Origin of the sequence: Primorskyibacter sp. S87, from assembly GCF_049801055.1 — a bacterium.
In the GTDB taxonomy this organism is placed as follows: Bacteria; Pseudomonadota; Alphaproteobacteria; order Rhodobacterales; family Rhodobacteraceae; genus JBNAGF01.
The window spans coordinates 34,477-61,381 of record NZ_JBNAGF010000002.1 but is presented as its reverse complement, the minus strand read 5'-3'; the positions used below and the strand labels follow the sequence as shown (position 1 = coordinate 61,381).

Below are 26,905 nucleotides of genomic sequence, written 5' to 3'. Positions count from 1 at the left end.
ACTGATAGTAGAATTTATTTTTACTAATCAGCAGCATAGATCTGATTTCCGAGGTGACTCTCAGCATCATTGAGAACCAGCTGTGCGAGATTTCACACGGCTGCAATTCAACTTGTCCGAAAAACCGCACAGTTCCGAAAAGGGAAACGAATCGTGCAGGTTCCTCAGCCCGACGACTTTTCCTGCCCAGATTGCAGAGCTGTTTCAGGCGCCAAAGCCGGGTTTCGGCGGGATAAACCTGGGGCCGGTGGCGCAGAATAGTCTCACGATCCGCGAAATGTTTCAGGCTTGATGCCGTATTTTGCCAACTTGTCGTAGAAGGTTTTTCGCGGCAGCTTCAAAGCCTTCGCAGCTTCCGAGGCCCGGCCTTCACACCTCCCAAGCGCGGCAATCAACAACGACCGTTCGACCTGTGCCATTTGTTCGGCCAGCCCGAGGCCTTCGGCATCTCCCACCTCTTCGGTCATCCCAAGCACAAAGCGCATGGCCTCGGACATCAATGACCGGGTGTTTCCGGGCCAGTCTTGCCCCATCAGCGACGCCAGATGATCCGGAGCGATTTCGGGTGGCGCTATGCCTGCCTGTTCTGCCGCCTGTGCCACATAATGCCGAAAGATCACCGGGATATCATCGCGACGCTCGGACAAAGCCGGTATCCGTACCCGCATCACATCCAGACGATAGTACAGATCCGCATTGAATTTTCCCCGTGCAGACAAGTCAGCCAGATCAGCAGTCGTTCCCGCAAGAATCCGAGTTTCGAGCCCCTGCTCCATCCGCTCCAACACTGCATATTGCGTAGGTTCCGGCATTGCTGAAACCTCGTCCAGAAACAACGATCCGCCGGCTGCTTCCGAACACAGTTCTGCGAACAGACCCGCGCTCAGTCCTGAGGACGGCCGCTTGACAAAAGGCCCCTGCGCCGAAGGTGACATGAGGTGGATCACGTCAGCCACCTTGGAAATTCCACTGCCGGTGGGGCCGGTCACCAGAACCTCGGCACCGGTCGGGGCCGCGCTGCGCACCCGTTCTCGCAGGGCTTCGGCCAGTGTAGACACGCCAAAGATCATCCGCGCCGCCGGGTCCCCGCTTTCGACCTGCCGCTTGAGTGCCCTGTTCTCCATTACGCGGACCCGTTCTGCGAGCGCACGTTCCAGAACCTCGAGCAGATCGGCCGCCGCGCAGGGTTTTTCCAAAAAGCCGAATGCACCTTGCTCCATGGCCTCGACTGCCATTGGTATGTCACCCTCTCCGGTCAGCAGGACCACCGGCAGTTCCGGATCCATTTCGCGGGCGTAGGACAGCAGGTGAAACCCATCCCGACCGGGCATCCGGATATCGGACAGGATGACGCCCTCGAACGCTGGCCCGATGTGATCCTTTGCGGCCACGAAGGATCCCGCAGAAATCGCTTCGAGATCGGCAAGTTCCAGCGTCTGGCCCAGCGCCTCGCGAACCGCGGCATCGTCATCAACCAGAAGAACCTTGCGGGTCATGCGGCTTCGTCCTCTCTGAATGGCTCCAATTCGACCGTGAAAACGGCCCCCGGAGCCGCGTTTGCTCCGCGAATATTGCCGCCAAAGCTCTGCACCAGCCCATAGGAGATCGACAGCCCAAGACCCATGCCATCAGCGCTTCCTACGGCCTTTGTGGAATAAAATGGTTCAAAGATTTTTTCCGGATCGGCGATGCCGGGCCCGATATCCCGCACAGCCACTTGAAGCCGCGGACCCGCCGTCAAGGATATACCAATTCGCTTTTCAGCCTGTCCATCCATTGCGTCGGCGGCATTGTTGATAAGGTTGACGAAAACCTGACTGAGGCGCACTTCCCCTCCCCACGCATAGACCGGATGCCCGGGCCGGTTCCAATCAAGCTCCACGCCCTCAGCCCGCAACCGAGCCTCGGTGAGCTCTACTGCTGCGTCGATCACCTGCGCCACGTCCACCTTTCCCATTGGCTCGCTTTCGTTGCGGGCAAAGGCGCGAAGATTTCGGATGATCCGCGCCATCCGGGCGGCCATCTCGGATATCCTTCCGAGGTTTTCACCTGCCTTGTCAACGCGCCCGCGTTTCAAAAAAGCTTCACCGTTTTCGGCAAATTGCCCGATTGCCATCAGCGGTTGGTTCAGCTCGTGGCTGATGCCCGCTGACATCTGGCCCAATGCGCTTAGTTTACCGGCCTGCACCAGCTCGGCCTGTGCCTGCTTGAGAGCGGCTTCAGCCTCTTCGCGCTCAGTGATTTCCTGCCGCAATCGTACGTTGGTGGTCGACAACGCCCGGGTTCGCTTGGTCACCTGACTTTCGAGAACCTGATTTGCCTCTGCAAGCGCGCGTCGCCGTTCGGTCGCTAGGAAGAGCATTGCTCCGAAGGCCAAGCAGATCGCGGCCACTGCAGCGGCCTGCAATGCGGCAAGCCTTCGTGCAGGGGCCACGTCACGCAACACTTCGGCCCGCATCCCGATGACAGGAAGGTCGCGGGTCATGTGCAGACCGCGGATCGGAAGATATGGCCCCCATCCCATCGTCCAGATTTCGTGCCCGCCGACTGTCCGTGCAGCAAACGGCAATTCCGGTCCCTCGACAGGAACCAGCCCCGGCGACTGCTCAGGCCGTGTCCAAAACAGCAGTTCCGACCGGTTCGAGATAAAGACCTCGCCACCTTGATCGGTGAAAAAGACCGCTGGCGTGCTGCCCCGCCATGTCTGTTCGACATCCTCGACATCGGCCACCACGATGACCGCGCCGCGCACCTTGCCTTCCGCATCGAATGCCGGCGCCGCATATGTATATGCGCGCCCCCCTGTGCCTGGCAGAACCCCATGCTCGCTGCCCAAGGCTCCGTGCATGGCCCGTTGAAAGGCGGGGCTGGACGAGACGTTCCGCCCTTCGACCGCCTGCGCGGCGGCCAGCACAATCCCGTTCGCACCGGCGTAAATCACATCAAGCGCAGCAGTCTTGTCTGCCACCTCGCGAAGCAGTCGCCGCGCCTCAGGCCGCCGACCGGGCGAGCCAAGGTTTCGAAGAGCAGGATGATCCGAGATTAAAACCGCAAGTTCCTGATAAACCTGCAATTGCGAACTCAATCGGTCACTGGCCAGCTCCAGATCCGCATCGGCCTGCAATGCAAGCTGTCCGAGGGCCTGACGGTAGCCCGATAACCAGACCGCTGCGGAAAGGCCGGCCACAGCCGCCAAAAATCCAGATATGATCCACCACCGCCGCATGACGCCTATCCCGTAACCTCCGCAACAGGTCTGGCATCGCTGGCACGCAGTGGCAAGAGCAGCAGGGAAACCGAGCCGGTTGACCAAGCGCCCCCTACTCCGGGCGTTCGCGAAACTTCCATGCCGCTTGGCAAAGGAAACACGGTTGCGGCGACAGTACGGCCTCAGGCGTCAACCTGATCCAGAGGCAACGCGGTCGTGGACTTGATCTCTTCCATCGATAGCAGGGCCGTCACGTTGTGGACCTTAACTTCAGATATCAGCGCTTGATAGAAGGCATCATAAGCACGCGCATTTCTGACCCGCACTTTCAAAATGTAGTCGATATCGCCAGCGAGGCGATGCGCCTCTTGCACTTCGGGTCGATCCTGAAGCGCCTTGAGAAATTTCTTCTGCCATTCCGCTTCGTGCTCCGATGTTCGGATCAACACGAAAAAGCACGCCTCAAAACCCAAGGCGTCAGCATCCAGCACCACGGTCTGCTGACCAATCACGCCCGCGGCTTTCAATTTGCGGATTCGATTCCAAACCGGGGTCTTGGAAGAACCGACTTGGGTTGCAATTTCGTCCAATGACTGGCTTGCGTCCCGCTGTAGCTCCGCAAGGATTTTTCGATCCGTGGCATCTATGCGCACCGTCATTCGCGTTTTTCCTCTAATTCAAGACCGACGTTCCATTTCGCGTCGAAACCGGAACATTATTCCTTATTTGCGCCGATATATAGCGCGATGCCGGGAACATTTCCTATATTCCACCTCAAGTCAATGTTTGAACCAGAGTGCGCCAGAATGTCCGTTTCTACTCCTCACCCCCCCGGCTCCCGGTCCGGTCACGTCGATTTCGTCGGCGCCGGACCGGGTGACCCGGAGTTGCTGACGTTGAAGGCTTTGCGTGCGTTCGACGCTGCGGACGTGGTTCTGCACGACCGGTTGATCTCGGACGAAATTCTGGTGCTCGCGTCAGCATCTGCCGAATTGCTCGACGTGGGAAAGGCGGGGTTCGGGCCATCGTGGAAACAAGAAGATATCGACGCATTGCTGGTTCGGCTTGCCGCCGAAGGCAAGCGGGTGGTCCGGCTGAAGTCAGGCGACCCGACCGTCTTTGGCCGTCTCGATGAGGAAATCGAAGCCGTAGAGGCCGCTGGAATTTCATGGCGCATTGTTCCAGGCATCACGTCTGCCTCAGCTGCGGTGGCAGGTATCGGTCAAAGCCTGACACGTCGCGGGCGGAATTCCTCGGTTAGGCTGGTAACCGGCCATGACATGAAGGGGTTTGCCGATCACGACTGGGCCGCCCTTGCCCGTCCCGGCGAAGTGGCCGCGATCTACATGGGCAAAAAATCCGCACGTTTCGTGCAAGGCCGGTTGATCATGCACGGGGCTGACCGCTCCACGCCGGTGACCTTGGTCGAAAACGCCTCCCGCCCCGATCAACGCGTGCTGGCAGCAACCCTCGATAACCTGCCCGCCATTCTTGCTGACGCAGGATTGACCGGCCCCGTTCTTACCCTTTTCGGCCTTGCACCCCGCGATGCGGTGCGGGCTGCCACCGATTTGCAACAGGAGCTTGCCTGATGGCCCGTGCATTTACCCCGAAAGTCGTAACCGCGAATGACCTGCTCGAAGGCGACGTCGTCTACCTCACCAAGGACGACCGCTGGAGCCGCGACCTCGCAGACGCAGAACTGATCACCGATGAAGCCCATGGCCAGCTGCGATTGCTCGAAGCCGAAAAACAGGCAGACGTGATCGTCGGCGCCTATCTTGCAGATGCGACCGCTGGCAAGAACGGCCCCGAACCCACTCATTTCCGTGAAGAATTCCGGCGCACCGGCCCCTCGAACTACTTCCACGGAAAACAGGAAACCGCAGCCGCATCCTGAGCGGCTTGCAGGAAAGGACAGCCAATATGTATCGCTATTCCGAATTCGATCATGCCTTTCTCGCGACCCGGAACGCACAGTTCCGTGCCCAGGTCGAGCGTCGCATCGACGGGTCGTTGACCGAGGATGAGTTCAAGCCTCTGCGCCTGATGAATGGCCTGTATCTGCAGCTGCATGCCTACATGCTGCGGGTTGCGATCCCCTATGGCACCCTGTCGAGCGCGCAGATGCGCCAGCTCGCTCTGCTGGCCGAGAAATGGGACCGTGGTTACGGCCACTTCACGACCCGCCAGAATATTCAGTACAATTGGCCGAAGCTGCGCGATGTGCCGGATATGCTGGACGCTTTGGCCGAAGTTGGCCTGCACGCGATCCAAACCAGCGGCAATACTATCCGCAACGTGACCGCCGACCATTTCGCCGGAGCCGCCGCGGACGAAATCGCCGATCCGCGCCCCTATGCGGAACTGCTGCGCCAGTGGTCGACGGATCACCCCGAGTTCCAGTTCATGCCGCGCAAATTCAAGATTGCCATCACCGGCTCAGAAAACGACCGTGCCGTGATCAAGGCGCACGACATCGGTCTTCAACTGGTTGAGCGTGATGGCGCTCTGGGTGCCCGTGTGATCGTGGGCGGCGGCTTGGGCCGCACCCCGATGATCGGCAAGGAACTCAGCCCCTTTGTCGCCTTCGACGACCTGCTGGCCTATCTTGAAGCAACTGTATCGGTCTGGAACCAGATCGGGCGGCGCGACAACAAGTACAAGGCACGTATCAAGATCACTGTGCACGAGCACGGTATCGACGATATCCGCGCCCGCGTCGAAGATCGGTTCGAGCGGGTTCGCCCAAAGTTCAAGGGCGCCGACATGGAGCTGTTGGAAGAGATTAAATCGCACTTCGCGGCCCCTGCATTCCGCCAAGGATCTGTTGCCGCCTTTGAAGGCGCGTACTCCAATGATCCCGTGTTCCGCAGCTGGGTCGACACGAACATCGTGCCGCACAAAAAGGCGGATCATGCGATTGTGACCATCTCGATCAAGAAACACGGCGCCACTCCCGGTGATGCGACCGCCGAGCAGATGCGGGTCATGGCGGATCTGGCCGAGCAGTTTGGCTATGACGAACTGCGCATCAGCCACGAGCAGAACGTGATCCTGCCGCATGTCCACAAATCGGACCTGCCAGCAATTCACGCGAAGCTTAAGGAACATGATCTGGCCACCGCCAATATCGGGCTGATCTCGGATATCATCGCCTGCCCCGGCATGGATTACTGCGCTCTGGCAACGGCCCGTTCAATCCCGGTCGCGCAGCAGATCGCAACCCGGTTCGAAGAGCTGAAGCTGGAGAACGACATTGGTGAGCTGAAGATCAAGATCTCGGGCTGCATCAATGCCTGCGGGCATCACCATGTTGGCCACATCGGTATTCTCGGCCTCGACCGGGCAGGCGTGGAAAACTACCAAATCACGCTGGGCGGTGATGGCACCGAGAACGCGACCATCGGTGAACGCACCGGTCCGGGCTTTGCCTATGACCAGATCGTTCCTGCGATCGAGCGGTTGGTATATGCCTATCTCGATCTGCGCGACAGTTCCGAGGAAACCTTCCTCGAAACCTATCGCCGTGTCGGCATGGCGCCGTTCAAGGCGGCCCTCTACTCCGAGACGCGTGCCAATGCCGCTTGATGAAATCCAGACGGAACTGGGCAGGGATCGGAGCGAACTGACCGAAAAGGTTAACGCTCTGAACGCCCGGTTTCGCCATCACAGTGCGCATGATGTGATGCACGGTGCCTTGCAGGAGGCCGGAGAGATCGCTCTGGTCTCCAGCTTTGGCGCGGAATCGGTGGTGCTGCTGCACATGGCTGCGGTGAGCGATCGGGACACGCCTGTTTTGTTCGTGGACACCCAGTTGCTGTTTGCTGAAACCCTGGTCTATCAGGCCGAAGTTGCAGAACGGCTCGGGTTGCGGAATGTCTCGGTGATCCGCGCGAATCAGGAAGATATCGAACGCGAGGATCCATATGGTGCTTTGCGGCTAGGCGATACTGATGCTTGCTGTACCTTGCGCAAAACGATCCCGTTGCAACGGGCGCTGGCGGGTTATGACGGCTGGATTACTGGCCGCAAACGGTTCCAGTCCGGCACCCGCGCGGCAATGGACTTTTTCGAAGTCGAAGACGGCACCGGCCGGATCAAGGTCAACCCTCTTGCCCACTGGGCGCCCGAGGATGTGCGTGCCTACATGGAAGAAAACCGCCTGCCCCGACATCCGTTGGTGGCCAAAGGTTACCCGTCGATCGGATGTGCGCCCTGCACCTCGCCGGTCAAAGAGGGTGAAGATCCCCGCGCCGGACGCTGGCGCGACCAGAACAAGGAAGAATGCGGCATCCATTTCGTCGATGGCAAAATGGTGCGTATAGGAGCAAAGACATGACTGTGATCGTGACTGACACGGGTTTTCAGCCCGAAGACTGGACCGATGGGTTTATCGCTGCCGATGAGGCGGCGAATGACGTGGTGGCGCTGGATGTGACCTCGGACACCAATCCCGATGAGCTGTTCGACCGGCTGGGCAACGCGCGCATGGTTCGGGTGGATTTCCCGTCCTTTGCCGATGGTCGCGGCTTCACCATTGCCCGAGTTTTGCGCCTGAAGGGTTTTACGGGTCGATTGCGCGCCAAAGGCCACGTGATAGCCGACCAATATGCAATGGCTCGCCGCGCAGGTTTCGACGAAGTCGAGATTGATGATGCGCTGGCCGCTCGCCAGCCAGAAGATCAGTGGCTGTCCCGCGCCGACTGGAAAGACAACAACTATCAGGCAAGGCTGCGCGGTTAACCCATTGTGGGAACGTCGCAACAAAGGGGCGATCCGCCCCTTTTCCTGACATGGATCAATGATTAAACGGAGATGTCGGTTTAATTCACCGGCAGTGAAACGATGACAGAGATGAAATCCGTGACCGAAGCCACAGCCGTCAAGGCCCCCGTTCTGCCCGATGCCCAGACCGTTCTGGACGTAAAGCACTGGACCGACAGACTTTTTTCATTCCGGGTGACCCGTCCGCAAAGCCTGCGGTTCCGCTCGGGTGAGTTTGTGATGATTGGGCTGCTGGGAGATAACGGCAAACCGCTCCTGCGTGCTTACTCGATTGCGTCGCCCAGCTGGGACGAAGAGCTCGAATTTTATTCGATCAAAGTGCAGGACGGTCCGCTGACCTCGAAATTGCAGCACATACAGCCCGGCGATCAGATTATTCTGCGGCCGAAACCGGTGGGGACGCTGGTGCATGACGCCCTTCTGCCGGGAAAGCGGATCTGGTTCTTTGCCACTGGAACCGGCTTTGCCCCCTTTGCCTCGCTGCTGCGCGAACCGCAGACCTACGAGGATTACGACGAGGTCATCATCACCCATACCTGCCGCGACGTTGCCGAGCTGGAATATGGCCGTCAGCTAATCGAAGACGTTCGAAACGACGAATTGCTGGCGGAACTGATGGGCGAAGGCTTTGCCGACAAGATCCGCTACTACCCGACCACCACCCGCGAGCAGAGCCCTAAGATGGGCCGGATTACCGACCTGCTCAAGGATGGCACAGTGTTTGCCGACCTGAACATCGAAGGTGGGATCAAGCCGGAAACAGATCGTGCAATGGTCTGTGGCAGCCTTGCCTTCAACCATGACATCAAGGATATCCTCGAAGAGTTCGGGCTGCGCGAGGGCGCCAATTCCGAACCCAAGGAGTTCGTGATTGAAAAAGCTTTCGTAGGCTAAATACCGATTACCCCGAATGAAAAAGGGCGCCTTGAACAGGCGCCCTTTTGCGATTCATAGCTGATGTGAAATTCAGCTTTTCAATCCAAGCGCCGTTTTTACCTGTTCCAGCGCCTGCGCCAGAAGTTCGGGGCTGTCCTTGGCTGTTGTGACTGCCGATTTCAGCGTTTCCTTGACACTGTCTTCCAGCGACGACGTATCGATCAACTCCATGACCTTGTCATAGTCGAAGCCGTCCTCTGTCAGGAATTCCGATGCCTTGGCCATCAGGTCACTGGTCATCGAAGAAGCCGCCCCGGCGGCTTCACTTGCAACGTTGGCCGCGCTTTCAGCCGCATCGGACGCGGCTTGTGATGCGGTTTCGGCCGCTGATTGGGCCGCTTCGCTCGCGGCTGCGGCTGCCTCCTCGGCGGTCTCCTTGGCCGAGTCCATCGCGTCCTGTGCCGCCTCAGATGCCGAATCTGCCAGATCCTTTGCCGCTGCATCTGCCGCTTCGCCAGCGGCTTCGGCAGCTTCCTTCACCGCCGCGACAGCATCGTCAGCCTTTTCTTTCGCGGCATCCATCGCCTTCTCGGCTTCGCTCATTTCGGGAGCGAGTTCACCACCCTGATTGCTGTAGAGATAGTAGCCACCGGCTGCTGCTGCGATCAGGACCAATACGATCAATACTGATTTCATTGCACTTTTCCCCTGTTTTTGTCCTGTCTGCCGGATCAAACCAACAGTTTGTCCTGCGCTTCAAATGGCTCTGCAGAGGGGCAGTGGCAAGGGGGAAAAACCCGCGCGACACGCCCGCAAGCCATAATCCGCCCGCCCGTTTTTCGTTGGCCTGTGCAATCGCGGTCTTGAAAACCACACTCAGCCCCGGCATACCGCCCAAACAGCTTGAAACAGCCGCTCGGGAGCGATACTTTCCGGGCACTTTTTCCGCAATGACAGAAGGATAAACGTCATAGCCCGCAGACCTCACAACGCGCCGCCGCAACGCGACACCGGCCCGCGCGTCAACGAAAAGATCCGTGCTTCCGAAATCCGGCTGATCGGCGCCGAAGGCGAAAACGTGGGGGTTGTTCACCCCGCCAAGGCCATGCAGATGGCTAGTGATGTCGGTCTGGATCTGGTCGAGATCTCGCCCAATGCCAATCCTCCGGTCTGCAAGATCATGGACTTCGGCAAGTTCAAATATGAACAGCAGAAGCGCGAAAGCGAAGCGCGCAAGAAGCAGAAGATCATCGAGGTGAAAGAGGTCAAATTCCGACCCAACACCGACACCCACGACTATGACGTCAAGATGCGTAACGTTTTCAAGTTCCTCGAGAACGGCGACAAGGTCAAAGTGACCCTTCGGTTCCGCGGCCGCGAGATGGCGCACCAGAATCTTGGGCGTGAACTCCTGGAGCGCGTCGCAGAGGACGTCAAGGAGATCGGTAAGATCGAGAACATGCCGAAAATGGAAGGCCGTCAGATGATCATGATGATCGGCCCATTGCCGCAGAAGTAATCCGCTCCTGCGTGCACATCAGTTCAGGCCGTCCGATCACCGGGCGGCCTTTGTGGTTCTGTGGCGCCTTCGGAACCTCGATAATTCAGCCCTGGCTGTCGCTTTTGGCGCTGAACGGTTTGGTGCCCATTTCCACAAGCTTACCGGTTTCGGCGGAGTATTGCTCGATCGCCTCCTGCCAGAACTCGGCTTGAATTCTGTGCAACTCTGCCGGGTCGGTGCAATGCATGATTTTGTGCTGAAGCTCGACGTCCTTGCGAACCCGGTCGGCAACAAAGCTGAGAACTTCGCTGCCCATGTCGCTCATTTGCTCCATCCACTCGGCACCCATCCGGTTCATCGAACTCATACCGAGTTTCTGAAATTGGGCCATGGCTTCGCTGATAGCTTGGGCCGCATCGGCGGTCTTGTCGGGTTTGGGCATATCATTCCTCCTTCGCTGCCTGTCGGCAGTATCCCACGCGCGCGAGAACTGTGCATTGATACCCATCAACCGGCGACCTGAATTTCCGTCACGGTTGCAAAAGACCCTATCCGGATCTCGGTTGGGGTCGCGTCGGTATTTCCTTGAGCAGACCACCGACGCCCATCGCAGCGATGTCCGAACCGGTGGTTGGGATACCGCAGGCGATCCGACTCAGAATCCAGTCAGCACCGTTCAGCGCGGGCGATCGGGCGCATCCCGGCAGACCGATAACCGGGCGGTCCCCCAGATTGCCGAGGAAAAGCAGATTTCCGGGGTCGACCGGCATACCGAACCGCTCAACCACTCCGCCCGCCGCCCGCACGGCTGCGGGCGCAACATCGTCAGGATCGGATGTCGCCGACCCTGTCAGGATCAGGATCATGTCAGAATCGATCTCTTTGATAGCCTCGGCCAGATCATCTGTCCGATGAGGCACGGTCGCGATCTCGGCCAGATCCATTCCTAGCGTTTTGACCCTGCCACGGATTGCAGCAACCCCCTTGTCGTTGGATGGACCACCCGGAATTTCAGAAATCACGAGCCCCACTGTCCGATAAACAGGCGCCGCGAGCTGCACCGCGTTTGAACCGGCCCCGGCGGCCTCGGCCACGGCACCTTCCGGAACTGCGTATGATATCACCTTGATCGTCGCGACCATTCCATCCTTGGCCAACTGCTGGTGCTGAGGCACCGTGGCCACTGTGATCATCGGATGGACCTGGTTGAACTGCTCCAACCCCGCAACATCCAGAACAACAACACCAGGCCCGCGGGCCAGGAGGTTGACGCGGCCCGTGAAGGGTTCGGTCAGGCGCAGATTTACTCCGGCAGGGTCCGGGACAAGGGCGGCGGCGAGTTCAGCCGCTGCCGTGTTTTCATGCAGGTCATCCGGTTCCAACCGGGCAACGATCACCTCGGAAACCGCTGCATCGCGCAAATCCGCAAGATCCTGTGCGGACAGGGTCAGGCCCTTGCGCAGCTTTCGCGATCCGGCCCGGATAGAGTGTGCCAGTATCGCGCCTTCGGCCTCGGCCACCGGGACCGGCCCAAATTTCATGCCTTGCCCCGCAAAACAGCCGTCATTTCCGCAAGGATAGATACAGCAATTTCGGCAGGCCCGGCGGCCCCGATATCGAGCCCGATAGGCCCGTGAATGGTATAAATCTGCTCCGGTGTGAACCCAGCATCCTGCATACGCTCTACCCGTTTGGCATGGGTCCGCTTCGAACCCAGCGCCCCGATATAGAACACGTCCGCCTCAAGCGCAGCCTTCAGCGCCGGGTCATCCAGCTTGGGATCATGTGTGAGCAAGACCACCGCTGTGCGCGGATCGAGCCCCAGCCGGGCCACAGCCTCATCGGGCCATTCGGTGACAATCGTTTCACCGGGAAACCGGGTATCGGACGCAAAGGCCTCGCGCGGGTCGACAATCACCGGGTCGTAGCCGGCGATACGCGCCATGGGAACCAAAGCCTGTGCAATGTGAACCGCACCAATAAGGATCAACCGCAGCGGCGGGTTGTGGATCGCCACGAAGGTCTGGCCATCTTCCTCGAAACCCGACCGGTCCATCCGCATCCGCTCTGGGTGCTGGCCGCGTCGCAATTCGCGGTGTCCGGTTTCAAGATTGACCACATAAGCCAGCGCCTCGCGCGCAGACCGGGCCGCAACCAATTCGCTCAGCATCGCCTCGGACAGCACTTTGCCCACAGGTTCGACCAGCACGCGGATCGTTCCGCCACAGGCCAGACCGACCGCGAAGGCATCTTCGTCGCTGACACCAAACTCCAACAGCCGTGCCTCACCCGCGTCGATCGCCTCTAACGCTTCGACAATCACGGCGCCTTCGACACACCCCCCCGAAACCGATCCCTCGATCCGCCCGTCGCCCCCGATGACCAGTTGCGCGCCTACCCTGCGCGGGGCGCTGCCCCATGTTTCAACCACAGTTGCCAACGCGGCACCTGTTCCTTGCTGATGCCAGTGCAGAGCAGTTTCGGGACTTGTGTCAAATCGGTCCATCTCGTCCTCCTGCGGCACAGTATGGATCAGTCGCAGGGCAATGTCTGCCCAAATCACCACGCTGAAAACATGGAGGAAAGTCGTAGTTGAAAGCGGCCCGGTGGGAACACAAGTCACCGGGCCGCAGAGCGTGACCGGATGATAGCAAGCTGGTCACGCAACGGGAGATGGGCTCTCCCGTATTCTCGCATTACAGGCGGATCATTCCGCTGGTTGTGGCGCAACCGGCTGCCCCATCAGACGCTCGGGCAAGGCAAAGGCTACAGCGATGAAGGCAAGCCCCAGAACAATCCCAAGAACATCCCCAGGCAAGGCTGTCAGCCCGTCATACTTGGCCCCCGGCACCGCCCCCAGCGTCACCTTCCCGCCGGCAATCTTGTCAAGAAGACCCGAGGATTTCCAAGCAGGGTAAGTGACCATATATGCGGCAGCCCCAAACAGCCCGCCGGCGATAAAGAACAGCGCGTCCTTGCGCCCCGATGCGGCCGCAACAACACCTGTGCCCGGGCAATAACCCGACAGTGCCCACCCGGCCCCAAGCAGCAACCCGCCGAGAAACACACCGACATAGGCGGTTTTCACCGACATATGCCCGACATCAACGAACCCCAGCATCTGGCCACCGAACATCAGGACAGACCCGACGCCGATCGCCAACAGGATTGATTTTGCAAGATTCAGGTTGGTCAGGTTGAGCATCGACCCGATGAAATTCGGGCTCGAAGCGCCGACCCGATCCAGAACCGCTCCGAAGGCGGCTCCGATCACCAAGGCAAGAATGATCGAGGTCATGGTTCAGGCCTCCTGTTTGAAGAGCATAAGAGAGACGGGAATCGCGGCTGCAAAGGCGCCGGCCGCAAAGATGTAACCGCTCAGGGCGGTCTGCATCATGCCCGACATCATGTGACCGGACGTGCAGCCTCCGGCCAGTCGGGCACCGTAGAGCACGACGAACCCACCTGCAAAAGCGGCGACATAGCGCTTCCACGCGGCATCGCCAAAGTTGGCACGCCAGAGCGCGGGGATCGCGCGTTCACTGGCCGGGATCCCGCCGCGAGCCATGGCGGACAAAAAGCCCCCGATCATCATCGCGATGACGAAGACAAAGGAATAATTGAGGGGGTTGGCTACGGATTTTGCGTATTTCCCACCGGATTTTGCGAGATATGCGTTGGTCGAGGTATAGCCATCATCCGTTTGCGTCACCAGTTCGGGGTTTGCCACGTCGGCAATGATACCATTGAGGATCACGAACTGTGTTGAAACACCAATGGGCTTGACCAACAGCACGGCGGCAAAGAACACCAGCCCCAGAAGCAACCCGCCCAGTTTCCAATTCAAAGGCATGGGATTTCCTTTCGCAGTTTACATTCCGACTGCAGAATATATTACACATTCCGCTTTCTGCATGATTTAGATCAAATTCACCGCCTGGCCGGGTCAAATGGTCTTGTCGCGCTCTCGGCTGGCACCTAACGTACCGGCAAGTGACACCGGCACATGCCACCCCGCAGAACCATATTGAGACACGGAGCAAAACATTGAAAATTAACACCCTTCTTGCAGCAGGCGCAGTCTGTGCCGCAGCCGCCACCGGCGCATATGCCGATACATTCCAGAAATATGGTGAGGCTGAAGGCTGGAACGTCTTTGTCGACGTTGAAAAAAGGACCTGCTTGATCGAAACCAAGGATGATCTCGATAATGTAGTGCAGATGGGCCTGACCGAAGATCGTTCAGTCGCCTATCTTGGCGTGTTTGCCAAAGGAGAAACCGACATCAAGAAAGGCCAGAAGGAAGCGGTCGCAGTGATGATTGGCGAAAACCTCTATGTTGGCGAGGCAACCGGCATGCGTGGCAACATCACCAAGGGTTATTCGGGTGGCTACATTCTCACCGACGATCCGCGATTTGTAGAGGATATCGCCAAGCAGCATGTGATGACGGTATTCCCGGAAACCACCTATGGTTTCTCGGTGGATCTGGCCGGCACCTACAAGGCGCTGGAAATGGCGCGGGAATGCAACGCAAAGCAAATGCAGTGACGTAAGGCAGGCGGCGCGGGTACGTGCCTGCGCCGCGTTTCGTCGACCGTGACGGGCAGGCCTCCCGCGCTGTCGCAACGATCCGCCTCCGCGACGTCGGTTTGTCACCGCCTTGGCCCTCAGAGATCCTTCGCAAAGTAATGCAAATGAGGGCGTAACATCGGCTGATCCTTGTAAGTTGTCGTTTCGATCGGTGTGTCGAGCTCAACAAAGCCCAGCTTGGGATACAGGTCTCGCATTTCCACATTGGGCGTCAGCGTATCTGCCACCAGCCGTTTCAGACCCATGTTTCGCGCGGCGTTTTCACGGGCTTCGATCAAGGCGCGCCCAGTGCCAGTTCCTCTTGCGCTTTCGGTCACAAAGACGCGTTTCAATTCACCCGTGTCCTGATCGAGGCATTTCAGCATTCCGCACCCGACAATCTCTCCCGAACTGTTCCGAGCGACCACAAGGCATCCCTTTGGCGGCAAGTAGTCATCCGAATTGGCCCAGAATTCTGCAAGTGCGCTTTGTGGTGCGGCCGGATCAATACCAAGACCCATAGCCCGCATTCTTTGGACGATAAGCTCATAATATTGCGACAGAATATGATTGAGCTCGTCCTTTGGCGGCAGGCAGTCGCAGAGTTCGATTTCCACTTTGTCCATGAAACACCTCAAAAAGTGCAGGCATCATCGCCTTTCCCGGTGAGTTTCGCAATCACGCGCGGGGGGGGCGATTGATCCTTTCCGAGCGTTAATCGACAGTTTCTCGCGGCAACTCGTGTCTCAAGCCTGAACCGAACCAAAGAACACAACAAACGTACCCGTTGTTCCGCGCCCGGTATCCAATCTACTCGGCAATCAATTGCAGCAAGCGCGCTTTCTCGCCGACATCTTCGGGCCTTGATATGACGTCGGCCAGATCCTCCAGCGAAGCGATCGAATGCCCCGCCCGGAAACTGTCGACATGCGGCAGCATTGTCCGAATGCCCTGCGCCTTTGGGGCAAACCCGTCCCAGCGCAGGAGCGGATTGAGCCAGATCAGGCGACGGGCTGAAAGGTGAAGGCGTTCGATTTCCTTTTCCAAAGCGACAGGGTCATCGCGGTCCAGGCCGTCAGTGATCAAAAGCACCACAGCCCCCTGCCCCATTACCCTGCGCGACCAGTCGCGGTTGAAGGTGTGCAGACAGGATCCGATCCGCGTCCCGCCCTCCCAATCCTGCGCTTCCGCCCCGGCAGCCGCCAGAGCGGCGTCGACATCCCGATGCCGCAGATGGCGGGTGATGTTGGTCAGGCGGGTTCCAAAAGTAAAAGCGTGAACCTTGGCCCAATCTGCACCCTTTGCATTAGAAACGGCGTGCAAAAAATGCAGGATTACCCGACTGTATTGGCTCATTGATCCGGAAATATCGCAAAGAACGACCAGGTTCGGCCACCGCTGCTGCCGTTTCTTTAGGGCTATGTCGTAGATCTCCCCCCCTTGCCGCATCGAGTTGCGCATCGTGCGGCGCCACGCAACGCGGTGACCTTGCAGATCAATGCGGGTCCTGCGGGATTTGAGCGGTTTGACCGGGAGTTCCAGCCGCGCCAGCATCCGTTTTGCCCGCGCAACCTCTTCGGTGCTCATCTGCTCAAAATCCAGAGTGCGTAACCTCTCCTCGGCCGACATGGTCAGCGAGGCGTCAATCTCGATTTCGGACCCGGTTTCCTCTGGCACCGGATCGGGCAGGCCTTGTTCAACCCCCTGCAAAAGCGCCTCGGCGGCGCGTTTTTCCGCGGCGTTCGCTTTTTGCTCTTCCTGAACCCCGCGGATTGCCGGCAAAAGCATCGACATCATGTGCTCAAGAAAGCGCGGGTCGCGCCAGTACAGGCGGAAGATCTGCGCAAAGACAATGCGATGCTCGGGTCGGTTCACAAAGCAGGCGTGCAGCGTCCAGTAGAAATCGCGGCGTTCGGTAAAGCCTGCCGCCTCGACCGCGCGGATCGCATCAATGACCCGGCCCGGCCCAACCGGCAGCCCGGCGCTGCGCAAGGCGCGTGCGAAGTGAATGATATTCTGCGCCAGCTTCGGGTCGTCGGGTATGTCCAGTGGGGTATGTGCCGGCATTCAGCCACCGTGGGGGCTTGCCCCCCACCCTTTGCAGTGGTTGCAGAAAACGCGAAACATCATGCGGGCTCGAGCGCGGCCTTGGCCTGATCAAGGATCTTTTTGGCCTCGGAGCCCTGAAGCTTCTGGATATCATCCTGGTATTTCAGGATTGCACCAAGCGTGTCCGCGATCACTTCGGGGCTGAGATCGATCACATCGAGAGCAAGCAGGCATTTCGCCCAGTCGATCGTTTCCGCCACTCCGGGTTTTTTGAACAGGTCTTCGCCGCGAAGGGCCTGAACAAAGGCAACCACCTGACGGCTGAGGTCTTCGGCCACTTCCGGCGCGCGCGACCTCAGGATCTCGACTTCGCGGTCGAAATCAGGATAATCGACCCAATGATAGAGACAGCGGCGCTTCAATGCGTCGTGAACCTCTCGGGTTCGATTGGAGGTCAGAATAACAATCGGTGGTTCAGGAGCCTTGATGGTGCCCAGTTCCGGGATCGTGACCTGAAAGTCCGAAAGAGCCTCAAGCAGAAACGCCTCGAACGGTTCGTCAGTGCGGTCCAGTTCGTCAATGAGCAAGACCGGAGCCCCGTTTTCATCAGGACGCATGGCCTGCAACAGCGGGCGCTCTACAAGATAATCCGGCCCGAACAACTCTTGTTGCAAGCTGTCGCGATCCGCTCCTCCCGATGCTTCGGCCGTACGGATCGCAACCATCTGTGCTGGAAAATTCCACTCGTAAACAGCAGATCCGGCATCCAGCCCCTCGTAACACTGCAAACGGATAAGGCGGCGGCCAAGAGCGGCGGCAATGGCTTTGGCGATTTCTGTCTTGCCAACCCCGGCCTCGCCCTCGAGAAAGACCGGTCTGCCCAGTTTGAGGGACAAAAACACCACCGTCGCCAACGGCCGGCCGCAGATATAGCCCTGTTCGCCCAGCGTTTGCTGCACTTCATCGATTGATTGCGGCTGCTGCATGTGTTGTCTCCCGATCCCGCGCCAAACAGGTCACGCCATGCGCCCAGCGTCAAGAGAGCTAAGGGATTTGTCGCATCGGCCTTTGGTCCCGTTGACCTGAGGCAAGATGCTGTCTGTGTTGACGGATTCGGCCATAAATGCAATCAATTGAGAAAGAAATACAGGTCGCCTGACAGGCAATGGGCGGCAGAGGCGGAACCAGAGTGATGAGTGGCAGTTCACGCGGATCCACGGATGTGGAAACTCTTCGGCAGGTGCTGGGACAGGTAGCATGCGGATAACGGCCGTTACCTGCGTCAAGAACGAAGGACCGTTCCTGCTGGAATGGATTGCTTTCAATCGACTGATCGGTGTGACCGATTTTCTTTTTTATTCCAATGATTGCACTGACGGAACCGATCATCTGCTGGATGCACTGGAGGCACGCGGTCATGTGCACCATCTGCCGAACCCCGCGAAGGGGCGCAACTATCAGATGGAGGCACTCAAGGACGCGCGAAAACAGGATTTGGTCCTGGAGGCAGACTGGATTTGGGTCGCCGATGTGGACGAGTTCCTGAACATTCATGCTGGAAATCATACAATTCCGGCACTGATTGATGCTTGTGGTGATCCGCAGGCAATTTCCGTCAACTTCCAATTTTTTGCCAATGATGACGTGGACCGCTTTGTGGACCGCCCGGTCATTGAACAATTTACGCGCAGCCACAATCCCGACCTATGGTGCGGCGATGCCGCAATCGAGGTCAAGTCGCTGGTTAGAAACGACTTTCCTCTGCAGTACTACGGCGCGCACAGACCCTTTTTCAAAGGCAATCTTGCTCCGCGAAAGCGGCCGGCATGGACAGATGGGGCGGGCCGCCCGGTGCCGCACAAGTTCCATGTTGCAGCAAACCCGCGAAGAATCCGCAAATTTCCCGCCAAAGGCGCCCGCGCATTTGCCACGCTGAACCACTATGCGCTGAGATCGCTTGATAGTTACCTCGTCAAGAATGACCGGGGCGATGTAAACCGCGAAAACCGCGCCTTTGACGATACGTATTGGCGCGAACGCAACGACCCTGCTTGGCAGGATCTGTCGATACAGCGCTATTTGCCCGCTTTGAACGAGGCCTTGTCCGAATTGAAATCGGACGAAGAAATCGGAAAGCTGCACGCGGCCAGTGTTGTCGCGCATGAAAAGCGGCGGGACGAATTGCTGGAACAGCCAGAGTATCAGGCGATGCAGAAGCAGCTCCGAACGGCCTCTAAGCTGCCACCTCAGGAAGAAGATATGCTGAAAAGTCTGGGGGTGATCGCATGAGCCTTCAGGCCGTCAATCTGGGACTTCCCAAGACCGGAACCACCACGCTTGCCAAGGCGCTGCGCCTGTCCGGCCTGTCTGTTGCAGACCACCGCTTGAGAGGGCGTCAGGTCGACGACCCGGTGTTGAAAAAGCAGTTCGTGGCCGATGTTCTCTATCGTGGCTACTTTGCTACTGGTGATCCCCTGGCAGAAATTCCCGGGATCGGTGCGATTTCAGAAATGTCGATGCTCAATTCCGAACGGTCGCTTTGGCCGCAATGTGATTTTGCGCTGATTTCGGCCATCCGCACGCATCATCCCGGTGTGAAATTCCTTGCCTCATGGCGCGATCCGTTCACGCTGTCTCAATCCATGCTGGGCTGGAACACGATGGGGATCGAACGCCTGCCTGCGAGTGCAATTCCCGGCCTGCCATCCGGATATGGAGAAACCACCCGGGAACGGGTGCAATGGATCGAAGGTCACTATGCGACCTTGTCCCATTGGTTCCGGGACGATCCTGACTTCTTGCTCTTCGACATCGCCGACCCGACGGCGCCCGAGAAGATCGGCGCCCATCTGGGACGCGACCTGCCGTGGTGGGGCCAGTTGAATGCTAATCCCGACATGGACCGGGAAAGGGCCTGAGAATGCGTATCCACTTGCATATCGGACTGGAACATGTCGGCGCATCCCGGCTGCAGCAGGTCATGGCAACCAAACGGGAACAGATGTTGGGCAAGGGTGTCCTCTTTCCCCGCAGCCCCGGCGCCAAGAACCACACCCGCCTGTTCATGGCGGTGACGGATCCCGACCATATCGACCCGTTACGGTTCAATCGTGGATACATCACGGGAGAGAAACAAAAGGTGTTGAGGGATGCGCTAACCCAGGATCTTTCCCGGGATGTGGCGCAGCACAAGCCCGATCACCTGATCCTCTCGGCATCACAGCTCGGTGCTTCGCTTTGCCGCCAATCCGAACTGCAGCGCCTGCGTGATCTTCTTGCGCCGCTCTCAAACGATATCCGCGTGGTGGCCCATGTGGACGAACCCGCCCGATTGCTGGTTAATCACTATGCGCAACAGGTTCTGGAAGGGCGGGCTGCGCCGCTGTCGCGCGATCTGGATCTATGCGGCGCCGATGACTGGTGGCAGGCCTGCCTTAAGGCCGCTCCGGCAATCGACCCTCAGGCCGGTCAGTTTCTGGAAAACCAGGCCCCCCCCTTCTGGCTCGACTATTCGGCTCTCGTTGGATTCTGGGAGGACGTCTTCGGAACCGGATCTGTGCATCTGCGAGGCTACGACCCAGACCGCTTTTCCAGCCCGGAAGCGACGGAAGAGGTGCGCGACGCTTTTGAGATCCGGTCAACTTTGGGCAAAGCGCCGACGAGCGCCGTTCCCGCCGCTCCGTCCGCCGCTTGGCTGGCGCGTGGGCGGCAACTGAACGACCTGATCCTGAAGGTTCTAGAAAGCCGCAATAAAATCCTTCCACGGCAATTGTGGCGTAGCTTTATCAACGAAATCGAAATTGGCGGTTTGCCGATTCCGCCGGGATCGGCCTCGGTGATCTCGGACCGGTTTGCAGCGGCCAACGCGGAGCTGGCAGGTTCTCACGCCGGTCTGGATCATAGCCAGTTCGACCGCCCGGACAAGGGCATGGGTTGGACGGAAGCCGATACCGAAATGGGTTTCCGGGCGTCGCAGTATTTGCTGACCTTTATGTTTCGGATCGAAAAGGCCACAAGGGAGCAGCGCAAGGCCAAGGCGGCAGACCTTGCCCGTATCAACGGTTCAACGCCAGCGGCCCCCTCAAAACCCAAGGCCGCCGCCTCTCCGGAGGATGGTTTGACCGAAACCGCCCGCGCATTGATGCCGCCCCTTGCTGTGCAGAATTTCGAGAAGCTGAAAACCTCCTCCTTCGCGCCTCACAATCGGTTGGGCAGCGTCAACGAAGAAGAACTCGCAGCCGCGCACCCGGAAATCCCATTGCGCGATCTGCCTGACGGAAACAGCGGCAATGTAATCGTCGGCTGCATGAAGAACGAAGCGCCCTACATTATTGAATGGGTCGCCTATCATCGCGCCATCGGCGTCGACAATTTTCTGATCTACACAAATGACTGCACCGACGGGACCAGCGAGATACTGGATCGACTGCAGGAACTCGGCGTTTTGCAACATCGCAATAATGACATGTGGAAAGGTAACTCACCACAGCAATATGCGCTAAACCAAAGCCTCAAGGAGCCGGTTATCCGCAATGCCGAATGGATCATCCATATCGACGTGGACGAGTTCATGAATATTCGCTGCGGCAATGGTACCTTGCAGGATTTCTTTGATCGGGTTCCCGACGCCACCAATGTTGCGATGACTTGGCGGCTGTTCGGCCACAATGGCGTGACCCGGCTTTCCGACGAATTCGTGATCGACCAGTTCGACACCTGCGCACCAAAATTCTGCCCCAAACCCCACACGGTCTGGGGTTTTAAGACCATGTTCAAGAACATCGGGGCCTATGAAAAGATCAGTTGCCACAGACCGAACAAGTTGGTCTCAGAGTTTAAGTCGAAAATCCACTGGGTGAATGGATCCGGCAAGAATATGACCAAAGAGGTGGCAGAGAACGGCTGGAGAAGTTCGAAAAAGTCAATTGGGTATGACCTACTTCAACTCAACCATTACGCTCTGCGCAGTGCCGAAAGCTTCTTGATCAAGCGCCAGCGTGGCCGGGCACTACATGTCGACCGGTCGATCGGGCTGAATTACTGGATCCGCATGGACTGGTCCGATTTTCGCGATATCACCATCAAGCGCAACATTCCCCGGCTCCGGGCGGAATATGATCGACTGATGCAAGACGACGTGCTGCGCGGCTGGCACGAAAAGGGGCTCGACTGGCACCGGGCCAAGGCCGAAGAACTGCACAAAATGCCGGAGTTCGAGGATCTCTACAATCAGGCGCTCCGGGTGAAGCTGACCGAAACCGAACGCGTGGCCTATGCGCTGGCGCTGGACATGGAGAGCTGACGGCTTCGGCCGCGCGGGAGTTGAATGGCGACCTCACCCAGATTTCTTGCCGTCCTCACGGTCCGCAACGAGGCTGCGTTCCTGCTGGAATGGCTGGCGCATCATCAGGCGGTTGGCTTTACCGATTTCCTGGTCTTCTCCAACGACTGTCAGGACGGCACCGACACTATGCTGGACCGGTTGCAGGAATTGGGCCACCTGACCCATATCCGCAATGACGGCCCCTACGACAAGGGCGGCATCCAGTTCACGGCTCTGAAGGCGGCGGACAAGACCAAGCAGGTGCGCAAGGCCGACTGGATCCTTGCGCTGGATGTCGACGAGTTCGTGAACATCCACGCGGGCGGCGGCACCCTGCCCGACCTGCTTGCCGCCCTGCCCGAAGCGGATGCCATCACCCTGACCTGGCGGCTCTTCGGCAATGCCGACACCGTGCGCTATTCCGACGGCCTGATCACCGAGACCTTCACCCGCTGCGCGCCCGAAGTGATCTACTGGCCTTGGCGGGCCGCGATGTTCAAGACGCTCTACCGCAATGACGGAACCTACAGGAAACTCGGGGTTCACCGCCCCCGCTCCCCGGACGAGGAGATCCTGGACAAATTCCGCTGGTTCGACTGCAATGGCCGGGAGCTGAACGAACACTTCAAGACCAAGCGGCTCTTCTCCAACTATGGCCGGTCGAATTTCCTGCATGCGCAACTGAACCACTACCCGCTTGGCGCGATGGAAAGCTATGTGCTCAAGGCCGATCGCGGACGGGCGGTGCATTCCGATCACATGCTCGATGTCGATTACTGGGTCGAGCGCAATTTCAACCAGGAAACCGACACGACCATAACCCGGCTGGAGCCCGCACGCGCGCCGCTCCGCAAGGCTTTGCACGATGATCCGGAGCTTGGCCGGCTGCACCGCAAGGCCGTCAGCTGGCGGCAGTCTCGGTTCCAGAAACTGATGACGCAGGAGCCGTTCCGCGCGCTCTTCGCCCGCCTGATGATGACCCCGCCATCGCGCACCATCAGCCATGCCTCGGCCCAGACCCTGACCGGCTTTGCCAATGTCGGGCGGGCGCAAGCGGGCAAGAAGTAGCCGCCGCTTCTCCGCGAAACCGGCCCGGTTTTTTCCGATTTTGGCCGCATTCTGTCTGTAGTTCTCAAGCCAATGACCGGCCCGCCAGATGGCCGGACCTTGAGGATCAGAGCGATGCAGGACGTAGTGAATTCCATCGACGTTTCCCTTGCCGGGCTGGAAAAGCCGGAATGGAAGACGCGTCTTATGGCGCTGGCCGACGAAAACGGCATGTCGCAGGATCTGGGCGAAAAACACTTTGCAACTTTCATCGACCTCAAGAGCACGCTTCTCGTCACGTTTGAAACCATTCAGGGTATTCAGGCACTTTCGGAAACCGAACAGCCGCTGGGTTTTGATCTGGTGAAATCACAGGGCTGGTCGCACCTTTGCCTGATTTCGGACGGGGATACGTGGTTCCGCGATCAGCGCATCTACGGATTCTTTGACCAGTTGATTGATGACGGGTTCTTTGAAGACTTCGATCAAGTCATCTTTTACGGAGCCGGCCCCTGCGGATACGCGGCAGCCGCCTTTTCGGTCGCGGCGCCTGGTGCCACCGTGATCGCCGTCCAGCCGCAGGCCACACTTGACCCGCGGATGGCCGAATGGGACGACCGGTTCATCGAAATGCGTCGCACAAGTTTCACTGACCGTTTCGGTTATGCCCCCGATATGATCGACGCAGCACAGCAGGCGTTCGTTCTGTATGATCCCCATCAGGATCTGGACGCGATGCATTCTGCCCTGTTCGAACGCAGCAATGTCGAACGACTGCGCATGCGCAACATGGGCAGCGCCCTTCAGACCCAAATGATTAACATGGGCATGCTCTACAGGCTGTTACTGCTGGCCGGCAATGGCGAGCTCAACCGGACCAGCTTTGCACAGCTCTACCGCGCGCGTCGCAAGAACTCTGCTTATCTGCGCGCCCTGATGGCAGTTCTTGACGCCGAAGACCGCCCGTATCTGACCGCAGTTCTTTGCCGCAATGTCGTTTCGCGAATGAAAGGGCCGAAATTCCGCCGTCGCCTCGACGCGCTGAAAAAGGACGCCGAACAGGGGCTCTTCACCTTTCCACCCAGTTCCGCCTGAAGAAGCGGCAGAACTTAGCTCGGTGAGTTTTCGCGCGGCCGCTGTTGGCGGAGCAATTTGAGTCTGATCCTGTGACGCCAGACATGGGTGAGCCGGATCCAGCCCGCGACGGCGTGGGTGAACCAACCTGCATCAATCTCGATACGGTCTGTCAGCAATGCCCCTGCGGGGTCAGGCTGCACCTCGAGCCGGTGCACAAGCTTACGGACAGAAAACCCGTTCTCCTCCGAAACCATGCAGCGCGCCTCGGTATCGCAGAGGGTGACTTCCATGCGATACGGGCGCTCGGGCAGAATCCCGAAAAGCGAAATACCGACGTCAAACACCTGTCCGGTGTGAACCTGCCCCGAAGGCAGGTGCTCGAACAACAACCAAGGACGGGTCACCGCATCAAGCGTATCCAGATCCGTGACCAGATCGAACAATCGATCCGGATCAGCGGGGTACGTATGTTCCAATATCAGGGTTCTGGTCACGATTTTCTCCGGTGCCTTCAACCTGCCCCGGGACGAAGATCGTTTGAAGCGCGCAAATTGCCTCGCCCGACAGGGTCTTTTCGCGCCCGCCCGGCTGTGCTAGCGGAGGCGCCATGACCCAGAGCATCACGATACGCCGCCCCGACGATTGGCATTTGCACCTGCGCGACGGCGCCATGCTGCAGGCCGTTCTGCCAGAAACCGCACGCCATTTTGCTCGTGCCATCATCATGCCTAATCTCGTGCCGCCAGTCGTTACCGGTGACCACGCAGCCGCCTACCGCGATCGGATTCTCTCGGCACTGCCCGATGGCATGTCGTTCGAGCCGCTGATGACGCTCTACCTCACCGAAAACACGGATCCGCAAGACCTTGCCGCAGCCGCTGCCAGCGGCCTTGTGAAAGCGGTCAAGCTCTATCCCGCAGGAGCCACCACCAACTCGGCAAGCGGTGTACGCGATTTCGACAAAGTTCGCGGCGTGCTCGAAAAAATGGCCGAGATCGGACTACCGCTCTGCGTCCATGGCGAAGTTACGGATGCAGATATCGACATCTTCGACCGTGAAGCAGTGTTCATCGAACGCGTTCTCGACCCGATCCGACGCGCAACGCCGGGCCTGCGGGTCGTCATGGAACACATCACAACCGCCGATGGCGTAGACTACGTGAAATCTCAGGACAGCGATCTCGGCGCCACGATCACCACGCATCACCTGATCATCAACCGCAACCATATATTGGTCGGTGGCATCAAACCGCATTACTATTGCCTGCCGGTCGCAAAACGCGAAACCCACCGGCTTGCCCTGCGCGCAGCCGCAACATCCGGGGACGCGCGGTTCATCCTCGGCACAGACAGTGCTCCGCATACCGACGCAAACAAGGAAACCGCCTGCGGATGTGCCGGTTGCTTCACGGCAACTAACACGATGGCGCTTCTGGCTCATGTCTTCGAGGAAGACGGCGCGCTTGACAGGCTCGAAGATTTTGCCTCCCGCAATGGTCCCCGTTTTTATGGCCTTCCGGTGAACAAAGACACGATCACCCTGACAAAAACCGCAGAACCCACTGTCTTTCCACAAAAAATCGACAGCAATGATGGCCCCGTCACCGTGTTCGATCCAGGCTTCCCGGTCTTTTGGACCGTCACATGACTTCATCTTTTTGACAAGTACTCCCGCCGGAGGCTCCCGCACTCCCGGCCCAGACCCGAGGTCTCAAAAATGATCCCAACCTCCTACCCCCCAAGAGAAGAGATCGCTCGCCTGACCGCTCGAATGCTGCTGGAAATCAAGGCAGTCCATTTCAACGCGTCCGAACCCTTTACCCTCGCATCAGGCCTGCCCAGCCCGACATATATCGACTGTCGCAAACTGATATCCTACCCGCGCATTCGGGCGACTCTGATGGACTTTCTGACCGTCACGGTGATGCGCGACGCCGGTTTCGAGGCCTTCGACAACATCGCCGGCGGGGAAACGGCCGGAATTCCTTTCGCGGCACTTGTGGCTGAGCGAATGGGTCTGCCGATGACCTATGTGCGCAAGAAACCCAAAGGCTATGGCCGCAACGCCCGGATCGAGGGCGCTATGTCCGAAGGCGAGCGGGTTTTGCTGGTCGAAGATCTGACCACCGATGGCGGCTCGAAACTGTCCTTCGTTGACGCCATTCGCGACACAGGTGCCTCGTGTGGGCACACCGCGGTGATTTTCTACTATGGCATCTTCCCCGAAACAGAAAAGACGCTGGGAGATCACGGGGTTCACCTCCATCACCTCTGCACATGGTGGGACGTTCTGGCCGAGGCGAGAGCATCCGGTGCGTTCGATTCAGATACGCTGCGCGAGGTTGAAGCCTTCCTTGAAGATCCCCGCGGATGGCAGGAAGCGCACAAAAAGACTTAGCCCAGCCTGTGCAGAGTTTGGGGATAACTTCCGCCCGAATCGCGCGAGACACCGTTTCATCTGGTG

General features: G+C 58.7%; 28 protein-coding genes. 15 read left to right on the top strand and 13 right to left on the bottom strand.

Going from position 1 to position 26,905, the window contains the following annotated elements; all coding sequences use genetic code 11:
* Positions 1-263: 263 nt before the first annotated feature.
* The 3 genes from ACP15U_RS03730 to ACP15U_RS03720 all read right to left on the bottom strand — a co-directional run bounded on the left by ACP15U_RS03730 (position 264) and on the right by ACP15U_RS03720 (position 3,867).
* On the bottom strand, positions 264-1,496 hold the full coding sequence (locus ACP15U_RS03730) for a sigma-54-dependent transcriptional regulator (protein ID WP_425043801.1): 1,233 nt from the start codon (positions 1,494-1,496) through the stop codon (positions 264-266).
* Positions 1,493-3,226, bottom strand: a complete 1,734-nt coding sequence (locus ACP15U_RS03725) for a sensor histidine kinase (RefSeq protein ID WP_425043800.1) — start codon at positions 3,224-3,226, stop codon at positions 1,493-1,495. The genes ACP15U_RS03730 and ACP15U_RS03725 overlap by 4 nt, the downstream gene beginning before the upstream one ends.
* 164 nt (positions 3,227-3,390) lie before the next feature.
* The gene (locus ACP15U_RS03720) at positions 3,391-3,867 is read right to left on the bottom strand and encodes an Lrp/AsnC family transcriptional regulator (RefSeq protein ID WP_425043799.1); all 477 of its coding nucleotides are present in this window, start codon (positions 3,865-3,867) and stop codon (positions 3,391-3,393) included.
* 147 nt (positions 3,868-4,014) lie between these two features.
* Here ACP15U_RS03720 and cobA point away from each other — a divergent pair, with 147 nt between their 5' ends.
* The 6 genes from cobA to ACP15U_RS03690 all read left to right on the top strand — a co-directional run bounded on the left by cobA (position 4,015) and on the right by ACP15U_RS03690 (position 8,890).
* Positions 4,015-4,800 carry a uroporphyrinogen-III C-methyltransferase gene (gene cobA / locus ACP15U_RS03715; protein WP_425043798.1) on the top strand — a complete coding sequence of 262 codons (786 nt, stop codon included), beginning with the start codon at positions 4,015-4,017 and terminating at the stop codon, positions 4,798-4,800.
* A complete protein-coding gene (locus ACP15U_RS03710; protein ID WP_425043797.1) occupies positions 4,800-5,108 on the top strand; it encodes a DUF2849 domain-containing protein in 309 nt (102 codons plus the stop codon). Before cobA ends, ACP15U_RS03710 begins: the two co-directional genes overlap by 1 nt.
* A gap of 26 nt (positions 5,109-5,134) precedes the next feature.
* Positions 5,135-6,799, top strand: coding sequence for a nitrite/sulfite reductase (locus ACP15U_RS03705; protein WP_425043796.1), 1,665 nt, complete (start codon positions 5,135-5,137; stop codon positions 6,797-6,799).
* A complete protein-coding gene (locus ACP15U_RS03700) occupies positions 6,789-7,550 on the top strand; it encodes a phosphoadenylyl-sulfate reductase (RefSeq protein ID WP_425043795.1) in 762 nt (253 codons plus the stop codon). Before ACP15U_RS03705 ends, ACP15U_RS03700 begins: the two co-directional genes overlap by 11 nt.
* Entirely contained in the window at positions 7,547-7,954 is a 408-nt protein-coding gene (locus ACP15U_RS03695; RefSeq protein ID WP_425043794.1) for a DUF934 domain-containing protein, read from the top strand. The genes ACP15U_RS03700 and ACP15U_RS03695 overlap by 4 nt, the downstream gene beginning before the upstream one ends.
* 102 nt (positions 7,955-8,056) lie before the next feature.
* Positions 8,057-8,890: a ferredoxin--NADP reductase gene (locus ACP15U_RS03690; protein ID WP_425043793.1), complete on the top strand. Its 834-nt coding sequence runs from the start codon at positions 8,057-8,059 to the stop codon at positions 8,888-8,890.
* Between the two features lie 72 nt (positions 8,891-8,962).
* On the opposite strand, the gene ACP15U_RS03685 is transcribed toward ACP15U_RS03690, so the two are convergent.
* A complete protein-coding gene (locus ACP15U_RS03685; protein WP_425043792.1) occupies positions 8,963-9,568 on the bottom strand; it encodes a hypothetical protein in 606 nt (201 codons plus the stop codon).
* Positions 9,569-9,842: 274 nt separating this feature from the next.
* Here ACP15U_RS03685 and infC point away from each other — a divergent pair, with 274 nt between their 5' ends.
* The gene (infC, locus tag ACP15U_RS03680) at positions 9,843-10,391 is read left to right on the top strand and encodes a translation initiation factor IF-3 (RefSeq protein WP_425044269.1); all 549 of its coding nucleotides are present in this window, start codon (positions 9,843-9,845) and stop codon (positions 10,389-10,391) included.
* Between the two features lie 85 nt (positions 10,392-10,476).
* Here the strand turns inward: infC and ACP15U_RS03675 are convergent, their stop codons facing one another.
* From ACP15U_RS03675 to ACP15U_RS03655, 5 genes are all read right to left on the bottom strand, one after another.
* Entirely contained in the window at positions 10,477-10,815 is a 339-nt protein-coding gene (locus ACP15U_RS03675; RefSeq protein WP_425043791.1) for a phasin family protein, read from the bottom strand.
* 106 nt (positions 10,816-10,921) lie between these two features.
* Positions 10,922-11,914, bottom strand: a complete 993-nt coding sequence (locus ACP15U_RS03670) for a molybdopterin-binding protein (RefSeq protein WP_425043790.1) — start codon at positions 11,912-11,914, stop codon at positions 10,922-10,924.
* Entirely contained in the window at positions 11,911-12,879 is a 969-nt protein-coding gene (locus ACP15U_RS03665) for an XdhC family protein (protein ID WP_425043789.1), read from the bottom strand. Before ACP15U_RS03665 ends, ACP15U_RS03670 begins: the two co-directional genes overlap by 4 nt.
* A gap of 201 nt (positions 12,880-13,080) precedes the next feature.
* The gene (locus ACP15U_RS03660) at positions 13,081-13,671 is read right to left on the bottom strand and encodes a YeeE/YedE thiosulfate transporter family protein (RefSeq protein WP_425043788.1); all 591 of its coding nucleotides are present in this window, start codon (positions 13,669-13,671) and stop codon (positions 13,081-13,083) included.
* Positions 13,672-13,674: 3 nt separating this feature from the next.
* Complete coding sequence (locus tag ACP15U_RS03655) at positions 13,675-14,226, bottom strand: YeeE/YedE thiosulfate transporter family protein (protein ID WP_425043787.1); 552 nt, start codon at positions 14,224-14,226, stop codon at positions 13,675-13,677.
* A gap of 194 nt (positions 14,227-14,420) precedes the next feature.
* Here ACP15U_RS03655 and ACP15U_RS03650 point away from each other — a divergent pair, with 194 nt between their 5' ends.
* Complete coding sequence (locus tag ACP15U_RS03650) at positions 14,421-14,924, top strand: hypothetical protein (RefSeq protein ID WP_425043786.1); 504 nt, start codon at positions 14,421-14,423, stop codon at positions 14,922-14,924.
* A 119-nt stretch (positions 14,925-15,043) separates the two neighbouring features.
* Here ACP15U_RS03650 and ACP15U_RS03645 read toward each other — a convergent pair whose 3' ends face one another.
* The 3 genes from ACP15U_RS03645 to ACP15U_RS03635 form a co-directional block, all read right to left on the bottom strand.
* A complete protein-coding gene (locus ACP15U_RS03645; protein WP_425043785.1) occupies positions 15,044-15,571 on the bottom strand; it encodes a GNAT family N-acetyltransferase in 528 nt (175 codons plus the stop codon).
* A 184-nt stretch (positions 15,572-15,755) separates the two neighbouring features.
* A complete protein-coding gene (locus ACP15U_RS03640) occupies positions 15,756-17,012 on the bottom strand; it encodes a vWA domain-containing protein (RefSeq protein ID WP_425043784.1) in 1,257 nt (418 codons plus the stop codon).
* Positions 17,013-17,071: 59 nt separating this feature from the next.
* Positions 17,072-17,980 carry an AAA family ATPase gene (locus ACP15U_RS03635; protein WP_425043783.1) on the bottom strand — a complete coding sequence of 303 codons (909 nt, stop codon included), beginning with the start codon at positions 17,978-17,980 and terminating at the stop codon, positions 17,072-17,074.
* 271 nt (positions 17,981-18,251) lie between these two features.
* Here ACP15U_RS03635 and ACP15U_RS03630 point away from each other — a divergent pair, with 271 nt between their 5' ends.
* From ACP15U_RS03630 to ACP15U_RS03610, 5 genes are all read left to right on the top strand, one after another.
* Complete coding sequence (locus ACP15U_RS03630) at positions 18,252-19,283, top strand: glycosyltransferase family 2 protein (RefSeq protein WP_425043782.1); 1,032 nt, start codon at positions 18,252-18,254, stop codon at positions 19,281-19,283.
* Positions 19,280-19,912, top strand: a complete 633-nt coding sequence (locus ACP15U_RS03625; protein ID WP_425043781.1) for a hypothetical protein — start codon at positions 19,280-19,282, stop codon at positions 19,910-19,912. The genes ACP15U_RS03630 and ACP15U_RS03625 overlap by 4 nt, the downstream gene beginning before the upstream one ends.
* Positions 19,913-19,914: 2 nt before the next feature.
* A complete protein-coding gene (locus ACP15U_RS03620) occupies positions 19,915-22,296 on the top strand; it encodes a glycosyltransferase family 2 protein (RefSeq protein ID WP_425043780.1) in 2,382 nt (793 codons plus the stop codon).
* A 24-nt stretch (positions 22,297-22,320) separates the two neighbouring features.
* Positions 22,321-23,385 (top strand): glycosyltransferase family 2 protein, encoded by a 1,065-nt coding sequence (locus tag ACP15U_RS03615; protein WP_425043779.1) that lies wholly within the window; start codon positions 22,321-22,323, stop codon positions 23,383-23,385.
* 114 nt (positions 23,386-23,499) lie between these two features.
* Positions 23,500-24,459: a phosphoadenosine phosphosulfate reductase gene (locus tag ACP15U_RS03610; protein ID WP_425043778.1), complete on the top strand. Its 960-nt coding sequence runs from the start codon at positions 23,500-23,502 to the stop codon at positions 24,457-24,459.
* Between the two features lie 14 nt (positions 24,460-24,473).
* Here ACP15U_RS03610 and ACP15U_RS03605 read toward each other — a convergent pair whose 3' ends face one another.
* Complete coding sequence (locus ACP15U_RS03605) at positions 24,474-24,935, bottom strand: SRPBCC family protein (RefSeq protein WP_425043777.1); 462 nt, start codon at positions 24,933-24,935, stop codon at positions 24,474-24,476.
* Positions 24,936-25,048: 113 nt separating this feature from the next.
* Between ACP15U_RS03605 and pyrC the strand changes: the two genes are divergently transcribed.
* Entirely contained in the window at positions 25,049-26,089 is a 1,041-nt protein-coding gene (gene pyrC, locus ACP15U_RS03600) for a dihydroorotase (protein WP_425043776.1), read from the top strand.
* Positions 26,090-26,158: 69 nt separating this feature from the next.
* Positions 26,159-26,839, top strand: a complete 681-nt coding sequence (locus tag ACP15U_RS03595) for an orotate phosphoribosyltransferase (RefSeq protein ID WP_425043775.1) — start codon at positions 26,159-26,161, stop codon at positions 26,837-26,839.
* Positions 26,840-26,905: the final 66 nt, after the last annotated feature.

Bases quoted from the DNA above. Each gene is read 5' to 3' on its own strand.
- ACP15U_RS03730 (WP_425043801.1), bottom strand. From the start codon at position 1,496: ATGACCCGCAAGGTTCTTCTGGTTGATGACGATGCCGCGGTTCGCGAG.
- ACP15U_RS03725 (WP_425043800.1), bottom strand. From the start codon at position 3,226: ATGCGGCGGTGGTGGATCATATCTGGATTTTTGGCGGCTGTGGCCGGC.
- ACP15U_RS03720 (WP_425043799.1), bottom strand. From the start codon at position 3,867: ATGACGGTGCGCATAGATGCCACGGATCGAAAAATCCTTGCGGAGCTA.
- cobA (WP_425043798.1), top strand. From the start codon at position 4,015: ATGTCCGTTTCTACTCCTCACCCCCCCGGCTCCCGGTCCGGTCACGTC.
- ACP15U_RS03710 (WP_425043797.1), top strand. From the start codon at position 4,800: ATGGCCCGTGCATTTACCCCGAAAGTCGTAACCGCGAATGACCTGCTC.
- ACP15U_RS03705 (WP_425043796.1), top strand. From the start codon at position 5,135: ATGTATCGCTATTCCGAATTCGATCATGCCTTTCTCGCGACCCGGAAC.
- ACP15U_RS03700 (WP_425043795.1), top strand. From the start codon at position 6,789: ATGCCGCTTGATGAAATCCAGACGGAACTGGGCAGGGATCGGAGCGAA.
- ACP15U_RS03695 (WP_425043794.1), top strand. From the start codon at position 7,547: ATGACTGTGATCGTGACTGACACGGGTTTTCAGCCCGAAGACTGGACC.
- ACP15U_RS03690 (WP_425043793.1), top strand. From the start codon at position 8,057: ATGACAGAGATGAAATCCGTGACCGAAGCCACAGCCGTCAAGGCCCCC.
- ACP15U_RS03685 (WP_425043792.1), bottom strand. From the start codon at position 9,568: ATGAAATCAGTATTGATCGTATTGGTCCTGATCGCAGCAGCAGCCGGT.
- ACP15U_RS03675 (WP_425043791.1), bottom strand. From the start codon at position 10,815: ATGCCCAAACCCGACAAGACCGCCGATGCGGCCCAAGCTATCAGCGAA.
- ACP15U_RS03670 (WP_425043790.1), bottom strand. From the start codon at position 11,914: ATGAAATTTGGGCCGGTCCCGGTGGCCGAGGCCGAAGGCGCGATACTG.
- ACP15U_RS03665 (WP_425043789.1), bottom strand. From the start codon at position 12,879: ATGGACCGATTTGACACAAGTCCCGAAACTGCTCTGCACTGGCATCAG.
- ACP15U_RS03660 (WP_425043788.1), bottom strand. From the start codon at position 13,671: ATGACCTCGATCATTCTTGCCTTGGTGATCGGAGCCGCCTTCGGAGCG.
- ACP15U_RS03655 (WP_425043787.1), bottom strand. From the start codon at position 14,226: ATGCCTTTGAATTGGAAACTGGGCGGGTTGCTTCTGGGGCTGGTGTTC.
- ACP15U_RS03645 (WP_425043785.1), bottom strand. From the start codon at position 15,571: ATGGACAAAGTGGAAATCGAACTCTGCGACTGCCTGCCGCCAAAGGAC.
- ACP15U_RS03640 (WP_425043784.1), bottom strand. From the start codon at position 17,012: ATGCCGGCACATACCCCACTGGACATACCCGACGACCCGAAGCTGGCG.
- ACP15U_RS03635 (WP_425043783.1), bottom strand. From the start codon at position 17,980: ATGCAGCAGCCGCAATCAATCGATGAAGTGCAGCAAACGCTGGGCGAA.
- ACP15U_RS03630 (WP_425043782.1), top strand. From the start codon at position 18,252: ATGCGGATAACGGCCGTTACCTGCGTCAAGAACGAAGGACCGTTCCTG.
- ACP15U_RS03625 (WP_425043781.1), top strand. From the start codon at position 19,280: ATGAGCCTTCAGGCCGTCAATCTGGGACTTCCCAAGACCGGAACCACC.
- ACP15U_RS03620 (WP_425043780.1), top strand. From the start codon at position 19,915: ATGCGTATCCACTTGCATATCGGACTGGAACATGTCGGCGCATCCCGG.
- ACP15U_RS03615 (WP_425043779.1), top strand. From the start codon at position 22,321: ATGGCGACCTCACCCAGATTTCTTGCCGTCCTCACGGTCCGCAACGAG.
- ACP15U_RS03610 (WP_425043778.1), top strand. From the start codon at position 23,500: ATGCAGGACGTAGTGAATTCCATCGACGTTTCCCTTGCCGGGCTGGAA.
- pyrC (WP_425043776.1), top strand. From the start codon at position 25,049: ATGACCCAGAGCATCACGATACGCCGCCCCGACGATTGGCATTTGCAC.
- ACP15U_RS03595 (WP_425043775.1), top strand. From the start codon at position 26,159: ATGATCCCAACCTCCTACCCCCCAAGAGAAGAGATCGCTCGCCTGACC.